The organism is Sinosporangium siamense, assembly GCF_016863435.1.
In the GTDB taxonomy this organism is placed as follows: Bacteria; Actinomycetota; Actinomycetes; order Streptosporangiales; family Streptosporangiaceae; genus Sinosporangium; species Sinosporangium siamense.
Window position 1 is genome coordinate 25,273 of the sequence record NZ_BOOW01000042.1, and the last position, 25,697, is coordinate 50,969.

Sequence of the window (25,697 nt, forward strand, 5' to 3'; positions counted from 1 at the left end):
CGTCGACGTGCACCGGCGTACGGCATAAGCCGTGAGCCGGCCAAATGTATCCCGATAGACGGCCTCGAACCTGGCCGCTAGTTCGTCATTCACGGGCGATCCCCATGCCCGGCTCTCCTCGGTCGGCGAAATACTTGGACAACCCTCCCTATGTGCGGATCGGCTTCATCATTTCGCCGTGAACCCAGAAAAAGAGTGAGCGCCTCCCGGCCGGGCGAAGTCGCGGCCGGAAGGCGCCGGTGGTGTGACGCCGACGGTTTTGTTGTGGGTTAGCTCTGCGGAACCTCGTAGGGGATGATCTCGGCCAAGGCGGAGGCGCCGCCCATGCCGTAGTCCGCGCGAAGTCTCACATATCTCGCCCGGACACCGTTCATGTCGACGTCGTTCGGCGCCGTCATGCGCGGCCACTCGACCCGCTTGACGTCGGTGAAGTCGGTGCCGTCCTCACTGACCTGGACCACGCCCTTGAGGATCGTGCCGTTCATGTTGACCCGCAGCTTGGGCTGGAAGCGGACCGCGGACAGCTGCCGCACCCGCCCGAGGTCGACGGTGATGGTGTGCGGCTGCGGGGCGATCACGGGGTAGTCGGAGTGGTAGTCGGTCTGCAGGTTGCCGTCGACGGCGTTCTTCGGGTCGCCGACGCCGGGCTTGAAGGTGGAGGCGGTCGCGCTGAGCTCGGCCGGCGGGACGCGCGTGCCGGCCGGGGGAGCGGGCCAGACGCCGGGGGCGTTCTCCGGCGTCTCGGCGACGACCGGCCGCTGCTGGCCGGTGCCGCTGCCGCGGATCAGGATGTCGGAGACGACCGCCCCGTGGTCGGAGTAGAACGGGAACGCCGGGTCCAGCGAGATGCCCTGGTGCCGGGGCAGGCGGCGGACATCCGTGCGGGAGCCGAGCACTTCGACGTCCCGGCCGCGGGTGAAGATGTAGTCGATGCGGGCGGGCACGGCGCCATAACCGCTGACCGGGCTCCAGCTCCGGCCGGGGTAGCGCGCGGCGTCGGGGTTGGCGTAACGGAAGGCGTCGGTGAAGCCGTTGTCGGTGAACAACTTGGTCAGCGGCCACTCCAGCACCAGCCCGCCGTGCCCGCGGGCGTTCGCGAACTGCTGGGTCCAGTCCAGGTGCGACCACGCGTTGAGGTCGCCGCCCAGGAGCACCGGGGCGTCGTCGTTGCCGATGTAGGCGGGCAGCGCCTTCTCGAACAGCGTCCGGCCCATGGCCATGCGCCGCTCGTAGTCGCCCGCCACGATCTGCTCGTTGGTCTTGGTCCGGGGGAACCCGTGGATGTTCTCGACGGCGGCGGCGTGGGTGTCACCGTAGGCGTAGCTCAGGTGCCACATCCACATGCTGAAGGCGTGCACGTGCTTGCCGTCCGGCAGGCGCAGCTTCGCGCCGCCGAAGTTGAACGAGCTCAGATCGGGCTCGGCCGTACGCGGATAGACCTTCTCGACCTTCAGCTTGGTGTAAAGCCACAGGTTGTCGCCGTTGGCGCTGTAGTCCGGCTGCTGGGTGATCTGCACACCGGTGTAGCGGTCGTTCGCGGGCCGCCCGGCGTTGAGCCCGTCGAGGACCTTGGTGCCGGAGCCGTATCCCTCGACGACGAAAAGCACGTCGGGCTCGACCTCGTTGAGATACTCGATCGCCTGGGTGAGGTTCTCCCCCGTGGGGGTGGTGTCCTGGCGGTTGAGCGTGGCGCCGACCCAGAGGTTCCACGCCATCAGGCGCAGGGGGGTGCCGGCCTGGTTCTCCGGCAGGGACGCCGCGGCGAGCTCGATCGTCGCGTCCTGCTTCGGCAGGGTGAAGGGTCGGGTTTCCGCCTTCTTGTGCGGGGTGTAAAGGGTGTCCCGCGCCCAGACGTCACCCCCCTGCCTCACCGTGACCTTCATCTCGTTGACGTGGCCGCGGGCCCGGTTGGTGATCACCTCTACCGTGCAGTCGCGGTCGGCGGCACCCTTCATCCGCAGGGGCACGGTGGCCTCCCGGCGGTCCGGCGTCATGAGCTTCGTCCGGGCCACCGGCCGCCCGCCGCACTTCAAGTTCAGCGCGTACGGCACAGCCGGCGCGTCCTTCAACGAGAAGGTGACGTTCCCCGTGGGCACGCTCCCAGCCGCGGACGCGGGCATGAGCGCGAGCGCCGGGGCGGGCAACGCGATGAGGGCCGCGACGGTGGCGAGCCGGCGGGACCACAAGCGGGATAACGGGCGCCGCCCAGCCGGCCGCGCATCAACATCTTTCACTGGCATTCCCTTCAAATCGTGGACAGGGTGTTCGACCGCAGCGGAGCCGCCGCGGTTCGCCTCAGGCGACGCTCGAATCGACGGGCGAAGGCCCCTCGATCGCGTCGTGGCCCCTCCCGATGTCGTGCGGGCCCGCGTTCCTCCCCCCGGCGCCGACGTCCATCCCGTGGAGGGCGAAGCGGCCGTGGGCCAGGTTGGCCGCGGTGACGATCAGCCTGACCCGCTCCGTCGTCACGGGGGCGGGCAGCGTGATCGTCCTGGACTCCACCGTGGCGGTGTCGGAGTCCCAGGTGAGGGTGACGCCGGATCTCCGGGTCACCCAGGCAGAGCCGTCCCACGTCTGGATGTCGAGCCCGGTGACGCCCTGGTCCCTGCCGTGTGAGACCGACAGCGTGACCGAGCCGACCGGGCGCGCCGCGGGGAAGCACACGGTCACGTCGCCCGGGAACGTGACACCCCTGGCGCTGGCCCACGACGTCCCGCTCCACCCGTCGGCGATGTGGTGCAGGGTGCCTTTGCTCGTGCCGTACGACGAGGTGACGACCGGTGCCGGCGGTGAGCCGCCGCCGGCCGCCCGGACACCGCGGATCGTGAGGCCGCCCGCGACGACGCGCACCTTCCCGGTGGTGACGGGGTGCGGCAGGCGCACGGTCCGATATTCCACGGTCCCGGTGTCCGACGCGAAGTCCAGCCGGGCGCCGCTCACCGCGGTCGTCCAGCCCGTGCTCTCCCAGATCTGCACGTCCACCGGGGGCGCGCCCCGCCCGTACGGCACGGCCAGCTCGACGGAGTCGACCACCTGGGCGGCACGGAGGTCGAGGATCTCGCCGTCCCAGGTGGCGGCGGCGGCCGACTGCACCGCGCCGAGATCGGGCGCGGCGCCGGGCAGCGGGGCGCCGAAGTGGTCGCGCCCGCCGTCCCCGAGCACGGTGCGCCCGGCGGCGAGGGCGGGCGAACCCGCCCCGAGGCCATATCCGTGCCGCCCGCTCCCCGGCGCGGTGAGGCACGGGTCGCCGATGACCGCGGCCAGGTCCTCCGGCACAGGACCGCCGTGGTAGAGGTTGCCGGAGTATTCGGCGTCCCTCGCGTGATATGGCGCGGCCAGCGGGTTGACGAAGACGTTGTTGCGGAACGCGATGCCCGTGTGGTTGAGCCCGTCCTGGTGGACCATGCCGAGCAGCGGCTCGTCCACCGTGCTCTTGGTCGCGTAGACGGTGTTGTTGTAGATGTCGGCGCGTGCGGTGTTGGCGACGATGAACATGAAGACGTAGCCGCGGTCGTTCTCGCTGATGTTGTAGCGCACCACCGACTCGGTGGGCGCGTCGTGGGCCGAGCAGGTCATGAAGAACCCGCCGCCGTTGTCGTGGCTGTAGTTGTACTGCACGAGGCTGCCGTGCACCGACTCGTCGGCGTCGAAGGCCGAGGAGTCCTGCATCGGGCCGTTGTAGTGCGTCTGCGCGACCTCGTTGTGCTGCACGACGATGTCGTCCACGCCGGACCACCAGACGGCGGCGTTGCGGTGCTGCATCGAGGTGCGCAGCACCGTGTTGTGCTCGATGAGCACGTTCCTGGCCTGGTTGGGGTTGATGCCGCCGTTGCCGATGTCCTCGACCCGGTTGCCGCGGATCACCAGCCCCTCGGTCGGCGTGAACGGCCGGAACTCGCCGGCGGGGATGCCGAGCTCCTCCCACAGGGCGTTCCAGCCCTCCCGCTGCATCCACGTGCTCCACGTCACGATCCCGTAGGACGGCACGCGGGCGACGTGGTTGTTCTCGATGAGCAGGTCGCGGAAATACGTCGGTACGGCGCAGCCGCGCACGTTGACCAGGATCCCGCCGTAGCCGATGTTCACGTGGGTGCCGGTGGGCCCGTCGACGTCGTGCACCGTGAGGTTGCGCAGGACGATGCCGGGCAGCTCGCCGGAGTCCCGCGCGGTGACGTTGACGCCGTTGCGGTAGGCGCCGCAGGCACCGGTGTTGGTGACGTCGAGCCCGTCGAGCACCACGTGTTTGAGGTCGGCGAGCAACACGGCCGACGTCACCCGCCCCGCGCCGTCGATCCTCGCCCGCCCGGCGTCGCCGTACGACGTGAAGGTGATCGGTGCGCCCGCCGCGCCGGACGCCGTGGGGGCGAGCTGCCCGGTCCAGGTGCCGCCCGCCTTGAAGGCGACCGTGTCGCCGGGCAGGAAGCCGGTGGCGTTGACCTTGGCCAGGGTCCGCCACGCGGTCGCGGGGGAGGTGCCGGCGGCGGAGTCGTCGCCCGCCGGGTCGACGTAGTAGGTCATCGCACCCACCAGGCCGCGGTTTCGGCGGGGATCTCACCGGCCCGCACCGGCCCGCTGGCCAGGGTCGGCTCGCCTGGCAGGGGAGCGGGCACGGCGGCGTCCGTGCAGTTGACGACGCAGGTGAAGCCGTCTCCCCGGGTGAAGGCGAGCACCCCCGGCGGGGCGTCGAGCCAGCGCAACTCCGGCTCCCCGGCGAGCGCCTTCCGGCGCAGGCCAAGAGCCCCCCGGTAGAGGTGCCAGGTGGAGCCGGGGTCGGCGGTCACCCGTTCGACGGTGTGCTCCGCGAAGGACGGCGGCTGCGGTAGCCAGAGGTCGGGGGAGGTGGAGAACCCGTACGGCGGAGCCTCGCCCGACCAGGGCAGCGGCACCCGGCAGCCGTCCCGGCCCCGGCGCTCCCCATCGGTGCGGCGGTGGATCGGGTCGGTGAGCCGGTTGAGCGGCAGGTCGACGACCTCCGGCAGGCCGAGTTCCTCGCCCTGGTAGATGTAGGTGGAGCCGGGCAGCGCCAGCACCAGGAGCGCCCCGGCGCGGGCGCGAGCCGTACCCCGCTCGAAATCCCCTGCGGAAAGGCCCGGCGCGCCGCCCCCGAAGCGGGTGGCGACCCGCACCCGGTCGTGGTTGCCGAGCACCCAGGTCACCGTCGAGCCGGTGGCGGCGGCGTTGGCCAGGCCACGGTCGACGACGGCGCGGAACGCGGCGCCGTCCCACGGGGCGTCCAGGAAGCCGAAGTAGAACCCCTGGTGCATCTCGCCCGGCCGCACATAGTCGCCCAGGTGGTTCTGCGCGATGCCGGTGAGCTCCCCGATGAGGGGCCTGTCGACGCCGTCGCGCGCGGCGTAGGTGTCGCAGATGCGGCGCCAGGACCGGTAGACGTCGTGGACCTCCGGCCGGTTCCAGGCCAGCTCGTTGGCGGCGTCGCCGACGCGCTCCTCCTCCGCCGGGTCCTCGGCGTCGGGCAGGGCGGGATGTTTGAACAGCCCCTGCGCGGCGTCGACGCGGAACCCGTCCACGCCCCGGTCCAGCCAGAAGCGCAGCACGTCCTCGAAGAGGGCGGGCACGTCCGGATGGCGCCAGTTCAGATCGGGCTGCTCAGGTGTGAACAGGTGCAGATACCACTGCCCGTCTGCCGTGCGCTCCCAGGCCGGGCCGCCGAACATCGACCGCCAGTTGTTGGGCGGCTCTTCTCCGTGCCCCTCGGCGAAGTGGAAGCGGCGGCGGGCCGCGCTCCCCGGCCCCGCAAGCAGCGCCTCCAGGAACAGCGGATGCTCGATCGAGCAGTGGTTGGGCACGACGTCGACGATGATCCGGATGCCCAGCGCGTGCGCCTCCGCCACCAGCGCGTCGAAGTCATCGAGCGTCCCGTATTCAGGATTTATCCCGCAAAAGTCAGAGATGTCGTAACCGTGGTCGTGTTGTGGTGACGGGTAGAAGGGGTTGAGCCACAACCCGTCCACCCCGAGCTCCTTCAGGTACGGCAGAGCCGCCCGCACCCCGGGCAGGTCGCCGACCCCGTCCCCGCCGGAGTCGCGGAAGCTGCGGACGTAGACCTGGTAGATGACGGCGTCCCGCCACCACTCGTCGATCACGATGACCTATCCCTTCGTGGCGCCGGCGGTCAGGCCCGCGACGATGCGTCGTTGGAAGATGAGGACGAGCACGATCAGCGGCAGGGTCACTACGACCGAGGCCGCCATCTGCGAGGGGAACGGCGACTGGTGGGTGATCTCGCCGGTGAAGTTGGCGATCGCCACCGGCGCGGTGAACATCTCCTGCCGGTTGGTCATGGTCAGGGCGATGATGAACTCGTTCCACGCGGTGATGAACACGAGGATCGCGGTCGTGAACACCGCGGGGGCCAGCAGCGGCAGCAGCACCTTGCGGGTGGCCTGCCGCCGGGTGCAGCCGTCGACCAGCGCGGCCTCCTCCAGGTCCCAGGGGAGCTGCCGGAAGAACCCGGTGAGCGTCCACACGGCCAGGGGGAGCGCCAGGCTGATGTTGGGCAGCACCAGGGCCTGGTAGGTGTCGATCCAGCCGAGCCCGGTGAAGATGGTGAACAGCGGGGCGAGGATCGAGACCATCGGGAACATCGAGGTCGCCAGGGTCGCGGCCAGGACCAGGTTGCGTCCCCTGAAGGTCAGCCGGGCAAGTGCATATGCGCAGGTCAGGCCGATGATCAGGGCCAGGACGGTGGTGATGCCGGCCACGGCGAGACTGTTGGTGAGCGCCCGCAGGAAGCTGTTCTGAGCCGAGAAGGCCGCCTCGTAGTTGGCCGTGCTGGGCGCGGACGGGATCAGGGAGTTACCGGTCAGGACCTCGGGTTCGGTGGTGAAGCTCGTGCGCACCATCCACACGAACGGGCCGAGGCACCAGGCCGTGATCACGACGACGGTGACGGCGCGCAGTGCCGTACGGATCTTCATGAACGCCTTCCCCCGGCCTTGCGCGCCGAGCGGGTGCCGAGCGCGTCGGCGCCCAGCAGCCGCACGAACAGGTAGGCCACCACGGCGACGTAGAGGAGCGTGAGCAGCGCCACCGCCGAGCCGGACCCGGTGTCGGCCTGCTGGACGGCGTATTTGTAGCCGAGCATCGACAGGGTGACGAGGTCCTCGTTGTCGGCGCTGCCGGCGAACAGGAAGGGCAGGTCGAACACGCGCAGCGCGTCGAGCATGCGCATGAGTACGGCCACCAGCAGCGCGCCGTGGATCATGGGCAGCGTCACCCGGCGGAACCGCTGCCAGGCGCCTGCCCCGTCGACGCGGGCCGCCTCGTAGAGCTCTCGGGGGATGACCTGGAGCCCGGCCAGGATCAGCAGGGCCATGAAAGGCGCCGTCTTCCACACGTCGGCCACGACGACGGCGAGCCGCGACGCCCACGCCTCGGCCCCCCAGACGATGTCGGTGCCGAGCACGGCGTTGGCGACGCCGTGCGGGGTGAAGATCCACTTCCAGAGCAGGGCGGCCATCGCGGTCGGGACCGCCCACGGCACCAGCACAGCCGCCCGCAGCAGGCCCCTGCCGCGCACGACGTGGTGCATGGCCATCGCCATGCCGAGGCCGATAGCCAGCTCCAGGGTCACCGACACGACGGTGAACAGGGTGGTGTTGCCGAGGGCGATCCAGAACTGCCCGGACAGGGGGCCGACGAGGAAGTCGGTGAAGTTGGCGATCCCCCGGAAGACGACGTCGAGGTCGGCGTTCTCGCCGTACATCGACAGGCGCACCGCCTGGAACAGCGGGAAGACGACCACGACGCCGAGGGTGAGGAGGGTGGGGAGAACCAGCGGGACCGCGGTTCTCCCCTGACGCGGATCGACCATGATCAGTTGGTGAACAGGGGGGTCAGCGCCGCCTGCAGGTCCTTGGCGGCCTGCTCGGGGGTCTTCTCCCCCTGCTGCACCGCGACGCCCGCCGCCTGTACGGCGGCCGACACCTCCTGGTATTGCGCGGCGGCGGGCCGGGAGACGCCCTTGTCGAGGGCCGCCTTCAAGGTCGCGAGGTAGGGGATCTCGGCCTTGAGCCCGGGGTCGTCGTAGACCGCCGCCAGGACGGGGGCGTGCGCGCCGACCTGGAGGTTCTTGATCTGGTTCTCCTTGGCGGTGAAGAACTTGAGGAAGTCGAGCGCGGTCGCCTTGTTCTTGGCGAAGGCGGACACGGCGAGGTTCTGGCCGCCCAGCGCGGCCGACCCGGGACCGCTCAGCCCGGGGATGGGGACGACGCCGAACTTGCCAGCGACCTCGTTGCCGTCGCCCTTCTTGTCGGCCAGGGGATACATGTAGGGCCAGTTGCGCTGGAAGAGCAGCTTGCCGCTCTGGAAGCGGGCGCGGCCGATCTCCTCGTCGTAGGTGAGTCCCTCCTTGGCGATCCAGCCCTTCGTGAAGGCGTCCGCCAGGAAGGTCAGCCCCTTGACCGCCTCGGGGGTGTCGGCGGTCGGTCTGCCGTCGGTGAGGATCGCCCCGCCGGCCGAGGCGACGACCTCGGTCACGTTGACGGTCAGGCCCTCAGAGCGCTTGTGCTGGCCCGCGTAGCAGTCGACCTTCTCGGCCTTGGCCACCTTCTCGCACGCCGCGCCGAGCTCCTCCCAGGTCGTGGGGGGTTCGACGCCGTGCTTTTCCAGCAGGTCCTTGCGGTAGAAGAGGAGTCCGGTGTCGGTCTTCCACGGCACGCCGTACAACTTGCCGTCGAACGTCGCGGTCGACAGCGGGGCCGGCAGGAAGGCCGCCCGGTCGAGCGCCTCCTCGGGCAGCGGCACGATGTAGCCGCGCTTGGCGAACTCACCGGTCAGGATCACGTCCATGCTGATCACCGAGAAGGTGTCGCTCTTGGCCTCGGCGGCCTGGGCCACCTTCGCGCGGAATTGGTCGGTCTCGAACGTCGGCTCCTGGAAGTCGACCTTCTCCTGCGGATGGGCGGCGTTCCAGGCGTCCACGATGGCGCGCACGCTGCCGGAGGGATCCTTGCCCGCCACGAACGTGATCGGGCCGCGGCCCTCCAGCTTCGCCTCCGCCGCCTGCGCGGCCTTGCTCTTGGCGGACTCCGGTGCGCCGCACGCGGCCGCCGCGGCGAGCACGGCCAACGCGAGGACCGCGGCCGATGGACCCTTCATCTCTGCCTCTCTTTGGTGTGGGGGGTTGTCGTCTCCAGGGGGGCCGACAGGACGCAGGCCGCCGCGCCGCGGGCCCACCCCCGGTCGTCCAGGTCGTCGGGGATCAGCGGGACCGAGCCCGCGCTTCCGGCTTTGGCGCGCCGGAGCTCGGCCCTGACGGCGTCCGCGACCAGAGGCCACCAGCGCACACCCTCACCGGAGACGATCAGTACGGCAGGGTCGACGAGGTTGACCGCCGTCTGCAGGACCCGTCCGAGACGGGTTCCCGCCCGCTCGAAGAGCGCGCGGGCGCGAGGCTCGGACGCCGCTTTGTCCAGCAGGTCCTCGAAGTCCGTCGCCAGTCCCGCCCGGGCGGCCTCCGCCGCGAGCGCCGGCTCCGAGACGTAGGCCTCCAGGCAGCCGCGTGCTCCGCACCCGCACTCGGGCCCGCCGGCGTCCACGGTGACGTGGCCGAGTTCCCCGGCGGCGCCGCGTGCCCCGCGCTGCACCGCTCCTGCCGCTATCACGGCGGAGCCCAGGCCCGAGCCGAGCGTGAGGATCATGAAGTGGTCGTGCTGCCTGGCCGGGCCGTACAGCGCGTGGGCCAGGGCGAGTGCCATGACGTCGTTGTCGATGCGCACGCGGGTGCCGAGCCGGTCGGAGAGCTCGGCGGCGACGTCTAGATCGTTCCAACCCAGGCGCGGCGCGCCGACCACCCGGCCCCGCCTGGCGTCGACGATGCCGCTGATCCCGATCCCGACTCCCAGCAGCCCGGAGCGGTCACCCGTCCACGCGGTCAGCACCTCGGCGAGGGCGTCCAGCGGGCGCGGGCCGCGTGAGTCGTAGGCGTGCTCCATCTCGCCGGTGACCTCACCGCGATAGTTGACCCGGACCCCGACGACCCGGTGCGCCATGAGCTTCACGCCGATTGCGTGCACGCTGGACGCGGAGGGTCCGAACAGCTCGCGTGGCCGGCCGGTGGTCTGCTCGCTGTCCACCACCTCCACCAGCCCGCCGTCGACGAGTTCCCGGACGACGGTGGTGATCGTGGCGGGGGACAGCCCCAGCGCCTTTGCGATGTCGAGCCGGGCCGCGGGGCCCTGCCGTACGACGTAGTCGAGCACCATGGAGCGGTTGTCAGACCGCATTCGTTTCAGAGATCCGCGCATCAGCCCTCTTCAGAGGCATCATTCAAAGTTTGAATGAAGTGACGTTAGCACGGCATGTGGCATTCGTGAAGATCTGTGGGCTTCGACTGTTTCGGTCAAGTCATGCTTGCGACTCGAGCTTCATGATCGACATAACGGGTAGGAAAAAACCTATATATAGTGAACATCGCCCATTCCACGTCCGTCCCCCCATCCCGCTCCGGCAGCGTGCCCGCAACCTGATGGACTCCAGCGCCGTGCGTCGCCTCGACGAGGTCCTGGCCGGGCTCTAAGCCCGCTGACCTGCCCCGGCGCAGCTGCTCCTCCACTTTCCCCTCAAACCAAAGGAATGCCTTCATGTCTGATATCGCCGATCGCTACGCTCTCCTCGCCGAGGACTTCCTGGCCCGGATCCGGGCCACCCCGGGCCACCTGTGGGACGCCGGCAGCCCTTGCCGCGGCTGGACGGCCTGCGACGTGGTCGCGCACGTCGTCAACGGCCATCGCGGCATCCTCGCCTTCGTTCACGGGACCCCGCCGGCCGCCGCGCACGGCGTCGGCGTCTCCTCCATGGCCGACGCGCCTGCCGTCGAGCCCGGTGCCGACCTGGTCGCCGCGTTCCCCGCCTGCCGCGACGACATGACGGCCATGCTCCGCGACCCCGGCCTGGCCTCGGGGCAGCTGCCAGGCGGCCCGCTCGGGCCGGTCCCGGTCGAGCGGGCCGTCGACGTCGTCGGCGCCCTGGAACTGCTGGGACACACCTGGGACCTGGCCCGCGCCACCGGAGGCGACGAAGCCCTCGCCCCCGAGGCCGTCTCCCGGACCCATCGGGCTCCTCCCTTACCACGCGGAACTACTGGCCACAGGTGCGTTCGATGAGAGCGTGCCGGCGCCAGGCGGCGCCGGTGCCCAGCTCTCGTTCCTGTGCTTCATCGGCCGCCGCCCCTGACCTGCCGGTTGTGCTCAGGGCGTCGGACCGGTCCCTGTGGTGCCTGCGGCGCGGGTGTAGCGGGCGGCCAGGTCGGTGAACGCCGTGGCCAGCCGGGGTGGGCCGAGGACTTCGATCTCGGTGTCGAAGCGGCCGATGGCGGCGGCGAGGCCGGTCCACGACCAGGAGCCGAGAGTGAGCCGGCAGCGGCGGGGGCCGAGTTCCACGACGACGCCGTCCTCCGCGAAGGGGGCGACCTCGGCGGCCGGGAGGTGGAGAACGACTTCGCCTTGGCAGGGCCAGTAGGCGGTGGTGCCGTCGTTGCCGCGGAATCGGCCGGTGACGAAGGCGGTGACGTCACCGCCGGGGAGTTCGCGCGGGCTGAAGCGGGGGCCGGTGGGGGAGCGGGGCCTGATGCGTTCGGCGCGGAAGGTGCGCCAGTCCTCGCGGTCGAGGTCCCAGGCCACGAGATACCAGCGATCACGCCAGGTGACCAGATGGTGGGGGTGTACGCGGCGGACGTCGCCGCGTGAGGTGCTCGGGGCCGGTGTGTAGTCGAAGCGCAACTCCTCGCGGCCGTGGATGACGCGGCTCAGCTCCACCAGGATCCGACGGTCGACCCGAGGGGCGTCGGGAGCCGCGGGCGGTGGAACGGCGGTGACGCGCAGCAGGTCGATGCGGTGTCGCAGGCGGGGCGGCATGACCTGGCGCAGGGTGGCCAGGGCGCGAGCGGCGTCTTCGGCGACGGTGGTGCCGGTGGCCGCGGTCTGCAAGGCGACGGCCAAGGCGACGGCTTGGCCGTCGTCGAACAGCATGGGCGGCATGTGAGCGCCGGCCTCCAGGCGGTAGCCGCCGTCCGGCCCTTTGACGGTTGTGATGGGATAGCCGAGTTCGCGCAGGCGGTCGATATCGCGGCGCACGGTGCGTGTGGCGATGCCGAGACGGTCGGCGAGATCCTTGCCGGACCAGTCACGCTGCGTTTGCAGCAGCGAGAGCAGCGAGAGCAGCCTGGAGGACGTTTTCTGCATGACACCCATTCTTCCCGCAGTAGAGGACACAACCTGTCCTCTATGTAGGGCAGGGTGGCATACGAGCCATCAGGGAGGCACCGCATCGCTCCCGGTCACGGCAACCGTCGGCGGGCCTGCCCGACCGGCGGCGTATTCGTCACGCGAAGCAAGGAGCACGTCATGTCTGTCACGACCACCACTCACCTGAACTTCCGGGGCGCCGCACGTGAGGCGCTGGACTTCTATCAGTCCGTCTTCGGTGGGCGTACTGTCGCCGTTACCTACAAGGACGCAGGCGCTGTGCAGAACGAGAGCGAGGCGGACTGGGTGATGTGGGGCGAGGTCGCAGGCGACAACGGCTTCCACGTCATGGCTTACGACGTGCCCTCGAATCTGCCCTGGAACCAGGGCGAGAACCCGTTCTTCGTCTCCGTGCGCGGTGACGACACCGAGGAGATCACCGCTCTGTGGGGCAGGCTCGCCGAAGGCTCGACCGTTGTGCGTGCGCTGGAGCCCGCACAGTGGGCACCGCTGTACGGCATGCTGACCGACCGCTTCGGCGTCACCTGGGTCCTGGACATCGCCGCGCCGTACAACGCCTGAACCCAACCGGCCCGACGTGAACCGCGCCGACGCCCGCCCCAAGAACGAACCGTAGCTGGAGAACTCCGTGACCGTCCTCGACAGCCGCGCCCTCAACCGCGCCACCCTCGCCCGCCAGCACCTGCTCGCGCGCAGCGACACAGCCGTGCCCGAGGCGGTGGCCCACCTGTGCGGCCTGCAGGCGCAAGAGCCCCAGGAACCGTTCATCGGGCTGTGGTCACGTCTATCCGGCTTCAAGCCCCGGCAACTGGACGACGCGCTGACCGATCGCACCGTGGTGCGCACCCACCTGATGCGCCGTACGGTGCACCTGGTCACCTCCGGCGACGCGCTCGCCTGGCGAGCCCGCCACGACACCATGCTGCGCCGGCGAGTGCTGGGCACCTACCGTCGCGAGCTGGCCGGCATCGACTTGGACGAGGTCGCCGCCGCAGGCCGTACGGTCATGGCCGACCAGCGGCCCCGCACCATGAGGGAGCTCGTGCAAGCCGTCGAAGCACGCTGGCCCGGCCCACCGCACCGGGCCCTCGGCGAGCTGCTCGTCGCGGCCCTCATCCCCATGGCTCAGCTCCCGCCCCGCGGCCTGTGGCAACAGCGTGCCTGCGTGCGCAACCTGCCGTTGGCCACCTGGCTGCGACGGGACATCGACCCGCTGCCCGCCGGGGACGGCGATCCCGTCGGGCGGGAGCTGCTACGGCGCTACCTCGCCGCCTACGGGCCCGCCGCCGGCGTGGACCTACGCGCCTGGTGCGGCCTCGCCGGTCTTCCCGCCGCAGTCAAGGCCGCTCGGGACGAACTCGTCGTCTTCCGCGACGAACGCGGCCGCGAACTGCTCGATCTGCCCGACGCACCCCGCCCCCACCCCGACACCCCGGCCCCCGTCCGGTTTCTCCCGGCCTTCGACAACGCCGTCCTCGGCTACCACGACCGCAGCCGCATCATCGACGACCCTCACCTGGGGCTGTCCGTCGCGGGCCACCGCGTGGTCCTGGTCGACGGACGCGTCACCGCCACCTGGAGCGTGCGCGGCGACCACCTGCGCATCAGCCCCCTCCGCCCCCTCACCGCCCAGGAACAAGAAGCCGTCCACGCCGAAGCACAGGACCTGATCACCTTTCTGGACGAAGGCATCGACCACATCCGACTCGACACCGAAAGCTGACGATCACGCGCCGAGGCTCCCGACTCGGTAGGACCAGCTGCGAAACGTGAACGGCGTCACGGTCGGCGGCGCCGTCCGCGGGGGCGTTGGCTTCCAAGCGGATGAGCCTCAGCGTGCCGAAGCAGCCAACCGGCAGGCACAGATCCGGGGTTGAGGAATCCAGAAACAGTCGCTGGCGATGAGTTGCCGAATCGGCGGAGGGCGGCGTTGGGGCCGGTACGTCCTCCCGGCGGCTAGCGCGGGGCGATCGGGGTCAGCGCAGGAGTGCGGGACTCGATCGCCTCGGCGGCGTCCAGGCACAGGTCCTCGCGGAAGCGCGGCCCGATGATCTGGACGCCCTGAGGCAGCCCCTCGGCCACGCCTGTGGGGACGGCCACCGCCGGAAGCCCCAGGAGGTTGACGGTCCACGCCATGCGCAGGGACGCCGGCCACCGAGCGAGCCGGTCGGCGTCGAGGTCGGATCCCACGGGGAAGGCCGGGCCGGTGCAGATCGGCGCGAGGACGAGCGGAGCCTGGCTCATCCACGCCATCCAGGCACGCGCGATCGCGGCGCGTTCCATCATGGGATCGAAGGCCGCCCGCCCGGCCGCCCGGTTCCAATGCGGCTCGTACTCCGCCCAGAAACGGACGAACTCCTTGGAAGCCACCGACTCGACCGGCGGCTGCACTTCGTGCACCCGGCCGTAGGCGGACAAGAGCTGCGTGTAGATCTCTCCGGCCCGCACCAGGGCAGGGGCCCGGCCCTCCGTCACGACGTACCCCGCGTCGGAGAGCCGCTCCGCCGCCTGGCGCAGGGCGGCCGCGACCCCGGGGTCCAGATCGGGGCCGTCCGGGTCGGTGGCGAGCCAGACCCGCACAGGCGCGGGAACCGGGGGACCGTGCAGGGGCACCGGCGCGTGCCAGGGATCCCCGCCGTGATCCGCGCACATGTGGGTGAAGGCCAGGCGCAGGTCCCTTACGCTCCGGGCGATCGGCCCGTGCACGGCCAGCAGCTGGAACCCGAACGGCGCCGGCTGCGGCGGACCGTCAGTGCCGGCCGGCAGGCCGACCTGGGCCACGCGCCCCAGCGACGGCTTCAACGCGGCGACGCCGCAGCACTGGGCGGGCCAGCGCAGCGAGCCGCCCCCGTCGTTGCCCAGCCCCAGCGCCGCCATACCGGTCGCCACGGCCACGGCGTCGCCGCCGCTGGAGCCGCCTGGCGTGTGCGCGGCCGACCAGGGGTTACGGGTGGCACCGCGCAACTCGTTGCCGGTGTGCCAGCGCATGCCGAACTCGGGCATGTTGGTCCGCCCGATCGGGATGGCCCCGGCCACGCGCAGCTCGGCGATGTGCGGCGCGTCCGCGGCGGCGACCGCGTCGCGCAGCGGGACGATGCCCAGTGTCGTGGCCGATCCCGCGACGTCGATGTTCTCCTTCACAGTCACCGGAACCCCGCACAGCGGGCCGACCGGCACGCCGGAGCCCAGCGCCCGGTCGGCCGCGTCCGCCGCCCGCAGCGCCTGCTCGGCGAGGACGGCGGTGACCGCGTTCACCCAGGGGTTGACCTCGGCGATCCGCCGCAGGTGCGCCTCGACCACCTCGCGGCTCGACACAGTACGAGCCTGGATCTGCCGCACCATCTCCCAGGCGGACATTTCCCAAATTTCCGACATTGCGCCCCTTCTTTGCTTGCCGTGCCGAGGAATCTAGGGGGCATCGTCACAAAATTGCAGTCTTGTGTTCACAGCCTGTGTCAGCCGCCCAAATGTCGAGACGCCAATCCAGATCGTGGACGCCTGTTTCGCGGGTCACGCGCGATTCGAGGACCCCGCAGGCACGGTGACGAACAGCCCGGCGGCCTCAGCCGTCCTGGCGGAAGATGATTGCGACACCCCGCGCGGCAGCGCCGGGCACGAACACCTCCGCGGGGCCGGTTCGGACGACCGGGACGTCGTTGTCGCGCAGGAGCCTTTCAGTGATGGAAAGGTCGCGTACGGCTACCGCATAGGCGACAAACGCCGGCAGGATCGCCGGGCGCTCACCGGGCAGCAGGCCGGCGAGCGCCGATGCGGCCACGACGGTGACGTTCGCCCGGTCGAAACGCGTCACCCGCCCATGTCGCGCTTGACCGAAATAGCTTTCGTAGCGGCGCTCCAACTCGGGCAACGCCGTGTCGGCCACGCACAACACGCATTCGACCAGCCCGGTCGCACCGTTGGGGTGGTCGGTCTGCTGCTGGTCCTGGGACGAGACCGCTTCCCGCCTCTCATCGAGGCGCTGGCCGCCCAGCCGCCAGGCGCTCCGACCACAGTGCTACACGGCGCGTTCCGCGAGGCGTTCGCCGCTCTGTCCGCCAAAGAGATCGCCGCGGGGCACGAGCGGGAAGTGTTCGCGGCTACCGTGCCCGAGCTGCTGGTGGCAAACCTGCGGAGAAGTCCGGACCTGATCGGCGAGGTCTGCGCCATCGTGGCGGACAGGGCTGGATGCGCTGAGGACGACCCGCGGATCCGGAACGCGGTCGGCGCCGTCCTCGGCGTGGTGGCCATGGTCTGGGCGCAGTGGGCGCGGAATTCCCGCCTGGACGGTCCGGCCGAGATCGACAAGGCGCTGGCCCACCTGGAGTCGGGTCTGAGCCTGTAAACCCGTACGGCAAGGGCCTGGCCTGGCCACCGTACGCAGGGAGTTCCGCGGCCCGGCCGGGCTGCTGGGGGCAGGTCGACTGGTCCGCCTTCGACCTCGCGCGGGCCACACGACATTGGCCCGCCGGGTCTCCTCTTCAGTTCCAGGTCGGACATGTCGAGAACGAAGCGGTAGCGGACGTCGTTCCGCCGGAGGCGGTCGAGTGCCGTGCCCACCTGTGACGAGGGCAGCACTTCGACGTCGGCGGCGATGCCGTGGCCGGCGCAGAACCGGAGCATCTCGGCCGTCGCGGGGCGACCTCCACTGCCAGCGGAGCTGAGCTTCTTGCGCCCCACGAGCAGGTCCATGGCCTCAGCGGTGAGCGTGCCCAGGTATCCGAGGAGGCTGAGCGTGCCGTCCATCGCCGCCAGTTTCAGATACGGGGCGAGATCGTGGGGTGCGGAGATGGTGTCGATGACCAGGTCGAAGCTGTTGCGTGCTGCGGCCATCCGCTGAGTGTCGGTGGAGGCGAGGCCCGTGATGTTGATCTACTTTGTAAAGGCGGTGGGCGGTTTCAAGATCAACCAAATGTCGCCTTTCCTCATTCATCGACCACAGGAAAACGTCTAGGCAGAGGCGAGCGGCTTTCTGACGAGCAGGCAGCCGTGCAGGAAGCGTTGGCCTTCGGCGGGTTCGCGGACGAGTCTGGCGGTTTCGGCGAGGCCGGCGTCGTGGAGGAGCCGCGAGAGGAGGTCGGGCGGCCAGCGGTAGGCGAGTGACACCTTGTGGTCGAAGGGCCGTGGCTCGAGACTGCCCTGGTCGTCGGCGAAGAACGCGAGGAGGGCGTGGCCGCCCGGCGTGAGGGTGCGGTGGAACTCGCCGAGGATGGTGGGGACGAGCGCCGGGGGCGTGTGGATGACGGAGTAGTACGCGAGGATGCCGGCGAGGCTGCCGTCCGGGATGTCGAGGGCGGTCATGGAGCCGACGTCGAAGCGCAGGCCGGGGTGGTCCTGCCGGGCGATGGCCACCATCTCGGGCGACAGGTCGATGCCGAAGGCCGTCACGCCGAGGGTCCGCAGGTGCGCGGTCACTATGCCGGGCCCGCAGCCGAGGTCGGCGACCGTTCCGGCGTCGCGCACGAGTTCGGCGAAGGCCGCCAGCATGGCGCGGTCGAAGGGGAGGTGGTCGAGCGCGTCGCGTGCGAAGTCCGTGTAGAGGGCTGCGACCGCGTCGTAGGCGGACCGGGTCTCCTGGAGGTGGGGTGAGGTGGGCATGGGTGAGGACGATAGCGGAACTTTCACCGCGAAGAGATCGTGATGCCGCGCCTGCCGAAGAACGTGTCGAACAGGTCGATGGGGAGGGCGGTCCGGCGGCTGCCGGGGGTGTGGCCGGAGGGGTTGGCGAAGTGCAGGGTGCCGTTGTCGTGGCCGGTGACGAGCACGAGGTGGCCGCCGCGGCCGGGGGCGGGGAGGTCGGGACGGCGGATCTCGCGGTGGACCGAGGCGAGGACGAGGTGTCCTTCGGCGAGGAGCCGGGGGATGTCGGTGACGGCGAGGTGGCGGTGGACGTCGGCCTGGAGGCCGTGCTCGGCGCGCACGTAGCCGGTGAAGGGGGCGTAGATGAGGCCCTTGATGTGCCCGTCGGCGTGTTCGACGTAGCCGCCGTAGTCGCGGCAGCCGCGCAGGAGGTCGAGGAGGGGCGGGGTGTGGCCGCGGAGGTGGTGGAGCACCATCTGGAGGCAGGCCATGCCGCAGGCGTGCCCGCACCAGCGGCCGTATTCGCCGCGGTCGCGGGCGCCGGAGGTGTGCCAGAGGGGGTCGCCGGCGGCGTCGGCTCCGCCGTACACGATGGCGTCGATGAGGTCGTGGCTCATGAACTGCGTGTGGAGGGGGACGTCGTCGTGGACGACCCGCGTGGGATCGGTCGTCGCGCCGGGTGCGCAGGCTTGGCATCCCACGGGTGTGTGTCCCTCCTTACCGCCTTGATCTGAGGGTCATGCTACGAGATCGTGCCGCGGCCGGCGGGGTGGCGGGCGTCAGGGGCCGGGGTCGGGCTGGGCGGCGAGGAGTTCGTCGCCGTGGTCGAGGGCCCATTGGCCGAGGGCGGCCATGGGGCCGTCGACGAGGCTTCTGCCGAGGGGGGTCAGGGCGTATTCGACGGCGGGGGGCGATTGGGGGTGGCGTTCGATGAGGCCGTTGGTGAGGAGGCGGCGGAGCGCTTCGGTGAGGGATTTGTCGCTCACGCCGCCGATGGCGGCCCGTAGTTGGTGGCGGCGGTGCGGGCCGGTGGACAGGGCGGCGAGCACGACGGGGTCCCAGGTGTGGGTGAACAGGTCGGTGGCGGCGCGCAGGCGGCAGTCGGCGACCGGGGTGTCGTGGCTCATCGGGTCCATTGTCGGGGATTGCATGCCTACCGATTGGTGCGTAGCGGTTTTTCTACGCTGGCCGACGTGAGTCCACGAGTGAGGAGGAACGCGATGCGTATCGGTGTGCTGGGGACGGGTGTCCTGGCGGAGGCTCTCGGGTCGGCGTGGGTGCGGGCCGGGCACGAGGTGGTGGTCGGCGGCAGGTCGCGGGAGAAGGCGGCGGCTCTGGCGGGCCGGTTGGGGGGTACGGCGAGTGCGGCCGGGCTGCGTGAGGCGGTGGCCGGGTGTGATGCGGTGCTGCTGGCGGTGAGCTGGGACGGCGTGGAGGAGGTGCTGGAGGTCGCCGGGAGCGGCCTGGCGGGGGTGCCGTTGATCGACCCGACCAACGCGGTGGAGCACGGGGTGGGCGTGCTGCTGACCGGGCCCGGTGGATCGGGGGCGCAGCGGATCGCCGCGCTGGCTCCGGGGGCGCATGTGGTGAAGGCGTTCAACATGTTCCCCTCGGCGCGGTGGGCCGGCGGGGGTGGTCCGGCGACGGTGGTGATGTGCGGGGACGACGAGGGGGCGCTGCGGGTCGTGGGCGGGCTGGTGCGTGACGCGGGTGGTGTGCCCGCCGTGCTGGGGCCGCTGGCGCGGAGCCGTCAGGTGGAGGAGGCGGCGGGGTTCGTCATAGGGCTGGCGTTCGCGGGGGTGGATCCCCGGTCGGCGGTTCCCGGCCTCGGGGCGTGACCCTGCTGGAGGGCCTGCTTAGATGACGCGGTTGGCCAGGGTGATGCGGCGGGGGGCGGGGAGGTACAGGTAGGCGCGTCTGCCGTTCTCGGTTACGGGGGTCAGGGGGAGGCGGGCGTGCCGGGAGTGGAGGGCCTCGGCGAAGAGGATTGCGCCGAGGGCGGTGGCGGGGCGGGCGGCCATGGCGGTGAGGAGTGCGGCGGCGTCGCAGAGTTGTGCGGCGTGGCGGGCCGGAGGTCCGGTGGTGTGGTCGGCGGCGAGGCGGAGGCGCACGGGGGTGCGGCCCATGTTGACGACGCTGAGGACGGCGGCGAGGGTGTCGAGGAAGGGGCCGGTGTCGGTGTCCGGGGCGACGGCGGCGTAGCCGTGTCTCCAGTCGGCGGCGAGGCCTGCGGTGCCGGCGGCGACGTCGAGGATGTGGGCGAGCATGGCCTGGAGCCGGGGGCGGTCGCCTGGGTGGCTTGTGCCGTATTGCTCGATGGCGGCGCTGATCACCAGCATGGTGGTGTTCCTCCTGGTCGCGGGGGTGTGCCGCATTGATTGTGCGGAGGTTTCACCAGGGGTCGGCCGGATTTTTACGGCTTGTCGCGGCCTGGTGGGAGGTCGGCGCGGCGCAGCAGGCCGGGGAGGTCGGTGATCACGATCCGGCGGGGGCCGGTGCGGTGGACGAGGCCGTGGGCGGTGAAGTCGCGCAAGGCTTTGTGCACGGTGCTTTCCTTGGCGCCGATGAGGCCGCCGAGTTCGATCTGGGTGAGGGGGACGCCGAGTTCGGTGCCCTCGGGGCCGGGGGTGCCGTGGCGTGCGGCGAGGGTCAGCAGCAGGCGGGCGAGGCACACGTCGCCGGGGTAGCCGGAGAACTCCAGGCGGCGCTGGTTGGCCCAGCGCAGGCGGTCGCCGCCGAAGGTGGCGAGTGCGAGCGCGGCGGCCGGGCGGGTGCGCAGGTAGGCGAGGAAGGCGTCGCCTTTGATGAGCCGGGCGACGGTGGCGCCGCAGGTGACGACGGTGGCCGAGCGGGCGGCGCCGTCGACGGCGGCCATGTCGCCGACGACGTCGCCGCGCACGCGCACGGCGAGTAGGGCGGTGGTGCCGTTCTCGTTGGCGGCGGTCACCTTGGTGAGGCCGCGCATGAGGACGAAGACGAGGTCTGAGCGGTCGCCTTGTTCGATGAGGGTGTGCCCGGCGGGGTAGTCGCGGAGGGTGCCGAGGGTGAGGAGGTCGCGGCGGGCCTGGTCGGGCAGTCGCGCGAGGAATGTCCCGGTCGGCCAGGGGGGCGGTGGCACGGATCCTCCCGCGGGAGCGAGACGGCATGCTGTCGGCATGTGAATGCTATCCGCGGGAGGCGGGGTGTGTTCAGGCTGAGTTCAGGAGGGGGTTCGGGCGGTGTGGACGGTGTTGGCGGACAGGTAGAAGGCGTCCGGCCGGGTGAGGATGGATGTACGGCTGTCGCCGTCGAGGAGGTCGCCGAGGACGGCGTGGTCTGCGGGGTCGAGCCGGTCGGCGAGGACCTCGTGGAGGCGGGTGACGTGGGCGTGGAGGTGTTCGCGGGCGGCGGGGGGGAGGGGGGCGGGCAGGTCGGTCAGGAAGGTGCGGGTGCCGGTGGGGGTGAGGCCGGCTTCGGTCAGCATGGCGGGCCAGTCTTCGTGGGCTTGTGCCGTATCGGGGGTCTGGTCGCGCATGGCGGTGAACCAGTCTTCGAGGGCGGCGTCGATGCGGGCTTGGAGGCCGGGGCGGCCCTGGCCGATGTCGCGGGGGAGGAAGCGGAAGGGGAGGCCGCGTTCGGCGACGGCGAGCACGCCGCCGGGGCGTAGGCGGGCGGCGAGGCCGTTGAGCGCGGCCTGCTGGTCGCCGAGGTGGTGGACGACGTTGCTGGTCCAGATGAGGTCGGCGGTGCCGAGGGTGTCGAACTGCTCGGGCAGGTCGGCCTGGAGGGTGGTGAGGCGGTCGGCGAGTCCGTGTTCGGCGGCGCGGCGGCGGGCGCGGTCGAGGAGGCCGTGGCCCTGGTCGACGGCGACGACGTCGGCGTGGGGGAAGTGGCCGGCGAGGCGGCAGGCGAAGACGCCGGGTCCGCTGCCGACGTCGAGGATGCGGGTGGCCTTGCCGTCGGTGAGGTCGTGGAGCCAGCGTGCGGCCTGGTCGTGGTAGGAGGCGTGGAGTCCGGCCTCGCGTTCGAGGTGTGCGCCGAGTGCCTCCCAGTCGGGTTCGGTGTCGTGATGGTGGTGGTGTTTGCTCACGTGGGGGTGTCCTTCCCGGGGTGTCCGGTGTTCAGGGTGCGCCGGTGGGGGCCGTGGTGGCAAATTCGGTTGCCGCTTCGGCAAGCGGGGTCAGCGGTGTTGCCCGGTGGGGCGGACGACGATGTCGTTGACGTCGACGTCCTCGGGCTGGGCGAGGGCGTAAAGGACCGCTGTGGCCACGGCGTCCGGTGGCAGGGCGGGGTCGTGTTCGCGTCCCGGGGTTCTGCCGCCCGTTTCGACGAGGCCGGGGTGCACGGCGGTGACGCGCACGCCCGAGCCGGTGGCGGCGGCGCGGAGTGCGGCGGCGAGGCCGGTGACGGCCCATTTGGTGGCTGAGTAGAGGCTTCCGGGCACGGTGACCAGGCCGGCGACCGAGCCGGTGATGACGAGGTGGCCGCGGGTGGCGGCCAGATGGGGCCAGAGGGTGTGGGCGGTGACGGCTGTGCCGTACACGTTGGTGAGGACCATGTCGCGCCACTCGCCGGGCACGCCGGGTGTGGTGAGGAGCGGGGCGGCGGTGAAGGCGCCGGCGTTGACGAAGGCGGCGTCGAGGCGCCCGTAGGCGGAGGCGGCGCGCACGGCCATGGCCCGGACCTGGGCGGCGTCGGTGATGTCGCAGGTCAGGGGGGTGGCGTGGGCGGGTCCGCCGAGGTCGTCCGCGAGGGTTCGCAGGCGTGTGGTGTCTCGGGAGGTCAGGACGAGGCGATAGCCGCGGGCGGATGCGAGGCGCGCGGTGGCCGCGCCGATGCCGCCGGTGGCGCCGGTGATGAGGAGAACCGGTGTGTGCACGGGAGTCCATCCTCCCACGGGGGTGTTCCCGCTTTGAGGCTTTGATCGTGCCGGTCCGCTTCAGCGCGTCGGGCGTGTGGCCCGGGCTTTCTCCGACGTGCACGGGCGGTCTGTCGGATGGGTGTGAGGCCCGGCGCGGACGTGCTTCGCGGGGTGGGTGTGTGGGCCAATGTTCGGCCAAGGACGGCGGGTGGTGGCGTGGTGGCGGCGGGTGGTGATGGACGCTCGGAGGGGACGACCATGTGACCTCGGGGAGCGCCGATGCCTAGACTGCCGTGGCGCGCGGGCCTTGCGCTCGTGGCTCTTGCCGCACTCTCTTGCTGCGGGCAGGAGCCGACCGGCCGGGCGGGGCTCGCGGAGTGGGTGGAGTGCCCGGTGACGGGTCAGCCTACGCGGGAGTGCAGCACTGTGAGTGTGCCGGTGGACTACGCCAATCCTTCGGGGCCCCGGCTTGAGATGGCGATGTCGAGGCTGCCGGCGCCCGATCGGGCGCGCAGGATCGGGGTGCTGGTCTACAACCCGGGGGGGCCGGAGGCACAGGGCGTCTATGTGCCGGCGGCGTTGTGGCCGCGGCAGCTCACCGATGCCTTCGACATCATCGGGTTCGACCCGCGCGGTGTGGGGCAGAGCAACCGTGTCGACTGCGGCACTCCGCAGGGGGCGGTGGTGGAGCTGGCCAAGTTGCCGAGCCTGACCGCCATTCCCGACGTCAACGCGGTCGACTCCTCGGCTCGCGCCTTTGTGACCGAGTGTGAGCAGCGGCTCGGCCCGCTCGCGGGGCAGCTCGGCAGCCTGGCGGTGGCGCACGATGTGGACGCGATCCGCCGTGCTCTGGGGGAGAAGCAGTTGTCGTTGTGGATGCACTCGTACGGGTCGATCATCGGTGAGGCATATCTCGCGACTTATCCGGATCGGGTGCGGGCGGCGCTGTTCACGGGGGCGGTGGACACCGCGACGAGCGGTGTCGACTACACGTTGCAGGCGGAGCGGCCGATGCCGCAGCCCCCGGGGGGCGACTCGCTGGCCAATGTGTTCACGACGACGCTGCGGCAGAGCCTGGCGGGGTTCGCACCGTGGTGCCGGGAGCACGCCGAGGAGTGTCCCATCAGTGAGGATCCCGTGGGACAGGCGAAGGCCGCGGCACGGTTGCGGCAGCAGCCCGCGCCGGGGGAGGAACCGGCATATCGGACGGTTTTGGATGCGGCGTTCGCCGTGTCGCTGGATCCTCCGCATTGGCCGGAGTTCGGGACGGCGGTCGCGCAGGCCGGCACAGGGGACCCGACCGGGTTGAAGCGGCTGGCGACCGGCGGGGTGCCGGCCGACATCGCGGCGCTGCTGTCGTCGCGGCCGAGTACGGCGCTGCTGCTCGGGGCCTATTGCACGGACTTCGCGTGGGCCAAGAGTGTGCTCGGGGTGTTGAACGACTATCGCAGTGCCGGAGCGCGGGAGAGCCACACGCCGCAGACGGCGTCCACGTTCGTGTCGTGCGGGGCGTGGCCGCGGCCCGCCCCGCCGCTGGGGCCGCTGCGCAACCCTGGGCGGGTGCGGCCGCTGATCGTGAACGGAGACGAGGACCACTTCACGCCGCTTTCGGGTGCGAGGGCGGTGGCGTCGCGGTTCAACGCCTCCCTGCTGGTGGTGAAGGCCAACAGCGGGCAGGTGGTCGGCGCCGGTGTGCCGTGTGCCGATGCCGCGGCGACGGTCTATCTCGTCAACGGCCGTCATCCGCAGCGGACCGAGTGCGGGGCGTGACGGTGTCCCCGGGGTCCGCGGGCGTCGTCGCCCACCTGCGCGGCGGGCGGGCGGCGGCCAAGGTCGCGGTCACGGTGCGCGGCCCGGAGTGATGGGCGGTCCGGTTTTGCGGGCTGTGCCGTACGGCCGCTCCCGCCCCCGTGGTGGGGCGGCTGTCATTTTTTGGGGTTGTTTAACCTGCTGTTTCCTGCGGGATGCCGTGTGCAGGCGTTTTACCTGTGGCAGGGGCCGTGCCCCGTACGATCCTGCTATCGGGGGGCCGCGTCCAGGGGAGAGGGCAGTCCCGCAGATGTCATCGGGGGAAGACGATGAACCACGCACGCCAGGCCATGGACAGGTACATCAGCGGCTTTTGCGCCCACGACATGGACATGGTGCTGAGCGCCTTCAGCCCCACCGCGGTGGGCATCAGCCCTGAGGGGCCCGCCGAGGGGCACGAGGAGTTCGCCTCCCACATCGCGCTGTTCTGGCAGTCGTTTCCCGACGCCCACATGGCGTCGTGGGAGTCGGTGGACGCCGGCGACACGACCGTGGACGAGGTGTCGATCACCGGCACCCACACCGGGGACCCCTGGCTGGTCGCGGGGGTCGACGTCCCTCCGACGGGCCGCGCCGTGCAGCTCCGCGGCTGCTATGTGTGCACGGCCGAGTATGGATACATCGTGAGCCTGCGCCTCTACTACGACCAGCTCGAACTGCTGGCCCAGCTCGGCCGCCTGTCCGACACGGTGTGAACAGGTGTGAACCTCTATGGGGGGATGGCGGAAGCCGGGTTACCCGGCTCCCGCCGGTGCGGGGCGTCGCCGTATCAGTGCTCCCGGACGTCCCGGACCTCCCGGGTCTTCCGGGCCTTCCGCTCACTGCCCATGAAGACCGCGGCCAGGCCGAGCGCCAGGATGACGATGCCTGTTGCCACGTTGTTCCAGATCATCGCTGCCGGGGCGATGTGCGGGTTCATGACCCAATGGGAGACGATCGTCCAGAGTCCGATCAGCGGAACGACCCATGCGATGCCGTGCGTGCGGCCATAGGCCGTGGCGAACGCGAGGGCCAGGAAGGCCAGCGCGATTCCGGTGACCAGGTTGTTCACGGTCGGCGTCGTGAATCCGGTGAAGCCGACGATCCACGGCGAGACCGCGAGATAGAGCCCGGCTAGGAAGGTGAGACCTGCGACCACCTTGGCGGTCGGAGTCTCGGCAACGAGCTCGTACTTCGCTCGCATCTCCGCTATGTCGGGGTGTGTGCTCATGGTGTGACCGGTCATGGTCTCCACCACCTTCCTC

25 protein-coding genes are annotated in these 25,697 nt (G+C 71.0%); 7 read left to right on the plus strand and 18 right to left on the minus strand.

All coding sequences use genetic code 11. The features are described 5' to 3' along the window. Positions 1-269: 269 nt before the first annotated feature. From Ssi02_RS30985 to Ssi02_RS31015, 7 genes are all read right to left on the minus strand, one after another. Complete coding sequence (locus Ssi02_RS30985; protein ID WP_204031123.1) at positions 270-2,234, minus strand: discoidin domain-containing protein; 1,965 nt, start codon at positions 2,232-2,234, stop codon at positions 270-272. Between the two features lie 61 nt (positions 2,235-2,295). Further along, positions 2,296-4,518, minus strand: a complete 2,223-nt coding sequence (locus Ssi02_RS30990) for a discoidin domain-containing protein (protein ID WP_204031124.1) — start codon at positions 4,516-4,518, stop codon at positions 2,296-2,298. Beyond that, positions 4,515-6,104 carry a glycoside hydrolase family 13 protein gene (locus Ssi02_RS30995; RefSeq protein WP_204031125.1) on the minus strand — a complete coding sequence of 530 codons (1,590 nt, stop codon included), beginning with the start codon at positions 6,102-6,104 and terminating at the stop codon, positions 4,515-4,517. The genes Ssi02_RS30990 and Ssi02_RS30995 overlap by 4 nt, the downstream gene beginning before the upstream one ends. Before the next feature lie 6 nt (positions 6,105-6,110). Beyond that, the gene (locus Ssi02_RS31000; RefSeq protein ID WP_204031126.1) at positions 6,111-6,938 is read right to left on the minus strand and encodes a carbohydrate ABC transporter permease; all 828 of its coding nucleotides are present in this window, start codon (positions 6,936-6,938) and stop codon (positions 6,111-6,113) included. After that, entirely contained in the window at positions 6,935-7,834 is a 900-nt protein-coding gene (locus Ssi02_RS31005; RefSeq protein WP_204031127.1) for a carbohydrate ABC transporter permease, read from the minus strand. Before Ssi02_RS31005 ends, Ssi02_RS31000 begins: the two co-directional genes overlap by 4 nt. A 2-nt stretch (positions 7,835-7,836) precedes the next feature. Then, entirely contained in the window at positions 7,837-9,120 is a 1,284-nt protein-coding gene (locus Ssi02_RS31010; RefSeq protein ID WP_204031128.1) for an ABC transporter substrate-binding protein, read from the minus strand. Next, on the minus strand, positions 9,117-10,247 hold the full coding sequence (locus Ssi02_RS31015; RefSeq protein ID WP_204031129.1) for an ROK family transcriptional regulator: 1,131 nt from the start codon (positions 10,245-10,247) through the stop codon (positions 9,117-9,119). Before Ssi02_RS31015 ends, Ssi02_RS31010 begins: the two co-directional genes overlap by 4 nt. A 357-nt stretch (positions 10,248-10,604) precedes the next feature. Here Ssi02_RS31015 and Ssi02_RS31020 point away from each other — a divergent pair, with 357 nt between their 5' ends. Continuing rightward, entirely contained in the window at positions 10,605-11,126 is a 522-nt protein-coding gene (locus Ssi02_RS31020; RefSeq protein WP_204031130.1) for a maleylpyruvate isomerase family mycothiol-dependent enzyme, read from the plus strand. 84 nt (positions 11,127-11,210) lie between these two features. Here the strand turns inward: Ssi02_RS31020 and Ssi02_RS31025 are convergent, their stop codons facing one another. Next, positions 11,211-12,203 carry a helix-turn-helix transcriptional regulator gene (locus Ssi02_RS31025; protein WP_204031131.1) on the minus strand — a complete coding sequence of 331 codons (993 nt, stop codon included), beginning with the start codon at positions 12,201-12,203 and terminating at the stop codon, positions 11,211-11,213. 162 nt (positions 12,204-12,365) lie between these two features. Here Ssi02_RS31025 and Ssi02_RS31030 point away from each other — a divergent pair, with 162 nt between their 5' ends. After that, entirely contained in the window at positions 12,366-12,788 is a 423-nt protein-coding gene (locus tag Ssi02_RS31030) for a VOC family protein (RefSeq protein ID WP_204031132.1), read from the plus strand. A 67-nt stretch (positions 12,789-12,855) separates the two neighbouring features. Then, complete coding sequence (locus tag Ssi02_RS31035; protein ID WP_204031133.1) at positions 12,856-13,950, plus strand: winged helix DNA-binding domain-containing protein; 1,095 nt, start codon at positions 12,856-12,858, stop codon at positions 13,948-13,950. Positions 13,951-14,183: 233 nt separating this feature from the next. Here Ssi02_RS31035 and Ssi02_RS31040 read toward each other — a convergent pair whose 3' ends face one another. Together Ssi02_RS31040 and Ssi02_RS31045 are read right to left on the minus strand one after the other, a co-directional pair. Next, the gene (locus Ssi02_RS31040) at positions 14,184-15,602 is read right to left on the minus strand and encodes an amidase (RefSeq protein WP_204031134.1); all 1,419 of its coding nucleotides are present in this window, start codon (positions 15,600-15,602) and stop codon (positions 14,184-14,186) included. 187 nt (positions 15,603-15,789) lie between these two features. Further along, positions 15,790-16,038, minus strand: a complete 249-nt coding sequence (locus tag Ssi02_RS31045; RefSeq protein WP_204031135.1) for a hypothetical protein — start codon at positions 16,036-16,038, stop codon at positions 15,790-15,792. A 15-nt stretch (positions 16,039-16,053) separates the two neighbouring features. Here Ssi02_RS31045 and Ssi02_RS31050 point away from each other — a divergent pair, with 15 nt between their 5' ends. Beyond that, a complete protein-coding gene (locus tag Ssi02_RS31050; RefSeq protein WP_204031136.1) occupies positions 16,054-16,569 on the plus strand; it encodes an acyl-CoA-like ligand-binding transcription factor in 516 nt (171 codons plus the stop codon). 605 nt (positions 16,570-17,174) lie between these two features. Here the strand turns inward: Ssi02_RS31050 and Ssi02_RS31055 are convergent. From Ssi02_RS31055 to Ssi02_RS31065, 3 genes are all read right to left on the minus strand, one after another. Beyond that, entirely contained in the window at positions 17,175-17,822 is a 648-nt protein-coding gene (locus tag Ssi02_RS31055; RefSeq protein WP_204031137.1) for a class I SAM-dependent methyltransferase, read from the minus strand. A 23-nt stretch (positions 17,823-17,845) separates the two neighbouring features. Further along, positions 17,846-18,505, minus strand: a complete 660-nt coding sequence (locus Ssi02_RS31060; RefSeq protein WP_239130133.1) for a cysteine peptidase family C39 domain-containing protein — start codon at positions 18,503-18,505, stop codon at positions 17,846-17,848. A 78-nt stretch (positions 18,506-18,583) separates the two neighbouring features. Beyond that, entirely contained in the window at positions 18,584-18,931 is a 348-nt protein-coding gene (locus tag Ssi02_RS31065; RefSeq protein WP_239130135.1) for a winged helix-turn-helix transcriptional regulator, read from the minus strand. A 93-nt stretch (positions 18,932-19,024) separates the two neighbouring features. Here Ssi02_RS31065 and Ssi02_RS31070 point away from each other — a divergent pair, with 93 nt between their 5' ends. Beyond that, positions 19,025-19,642, plus strand: a complete 618-nt coding sequence (locus Ssi02_RS31070) for an NADPH-dependent F420 reductase (RefSeq protein WP_204031138.1) — start codon at positions 19,025-19,027, stop codon at positions 19,640-19,642. Positions 19,643-19,660: 18 nt separating this feature from the next. Here the strand turns inward: Ssi02_RS31070 and Ssi02_RS31075 are convergent, their stop codons facing one another. From Ssi02_RS31075 to Ssi02_RS31090, 4 genes are all read right to left on the minus strand, one after another. Beyond that, on the minus strand, positions 19,661-20,143 hold the full coding sequence (locus tag Ssi02_RS31075) for a hypothetical protein (RefSeq protein ID WP_204031139.1): 483 nt from the start codon (positions 20,141-20,143) through the stop codon (positions 19,661-19,663). Between the two features lie 74 nt (positions 20,144-20,217). Then, on the minus strand, positions 20,218-20,922 hold the full coding sequence (locus tag Ssi02_RS31080; protein WP_239130137.1) for a Crp/Fnr family transcriptional regulator: 705 nt from the start codon (positions 20,920-20,922) through the stop codon (positions 20,218-20,220). 81 nt (positions 20,923-21,003) lie between these two features. Next, on the minus strand, positions 21,004-21,873 hold the full coding sequence (locus Ssi02_RS31085; protein WP_204031141.1) for a class I SAM-dependent methyltransferase: 870 nt from the start codon (positions 21,871-21,873) through the stop codon (positions 21,004-21,006). A gap of 90 nt (positions 21,874-21,963) precedes the next feature. Further along, positions 21,964-22,662 carry an SDR family oxidoreductase gene (locus Ssi02_RS31090; protein ID WP_239130138.1) on the minus strand — a complete coding sequence of 233 codons (699 nt, stop codon included), beginning with the start codon at positions 22,660-22,662 and terminating at the stop codon, positions 21,964-21,966. 408 nt (positions 22,663-23,070) lie between these two features. Between Ssi02_RS31090 and Ssi02_RS31095 the strand changes: the two genes are divergently transcribed. Next, positions 23,071-24,414: an alpha/beta fold hydrolase gene (locus tag Ssi02_RS31095; protein WP_204031143.1), complete on the plus strand. Its 1,344-nt coding sequence runs from the start codon at positions 23,071-23,073 to the stop codon at positions 24,412-24,414. A gap of 308 nt (positions 24,415-24,722) precedes the next feature. After that, positions 24,723-25,148, plus strand: a complete 426-nt coding sequence (locus tag Ssi02_RS31100; RefSeq protein WP_204031144.1) for an ester cyclase — start codon at positions 24,723-24,725, stop codon at positions 25,146-25,148. Positions 25,149-25,222: 74 nt separating this feature from the next. On the opposite strand, the gene Ssi02_RS31105 is transcribed toward Ssi02_RS31100, so the two are convergent. Further along, positions 25,223-25,678: an SPW repeat protein gene (locus tag Ssi02_RS31105; protein ID WP_204031145.1), complete on the minus strand. Its 456-nt coding sequence runs from the start codon at positions 25,676-25,678 to the stop codon at positions 25,223-25,225. Positions 25,679-25,697: the final 19 nt, after the last annotated feature.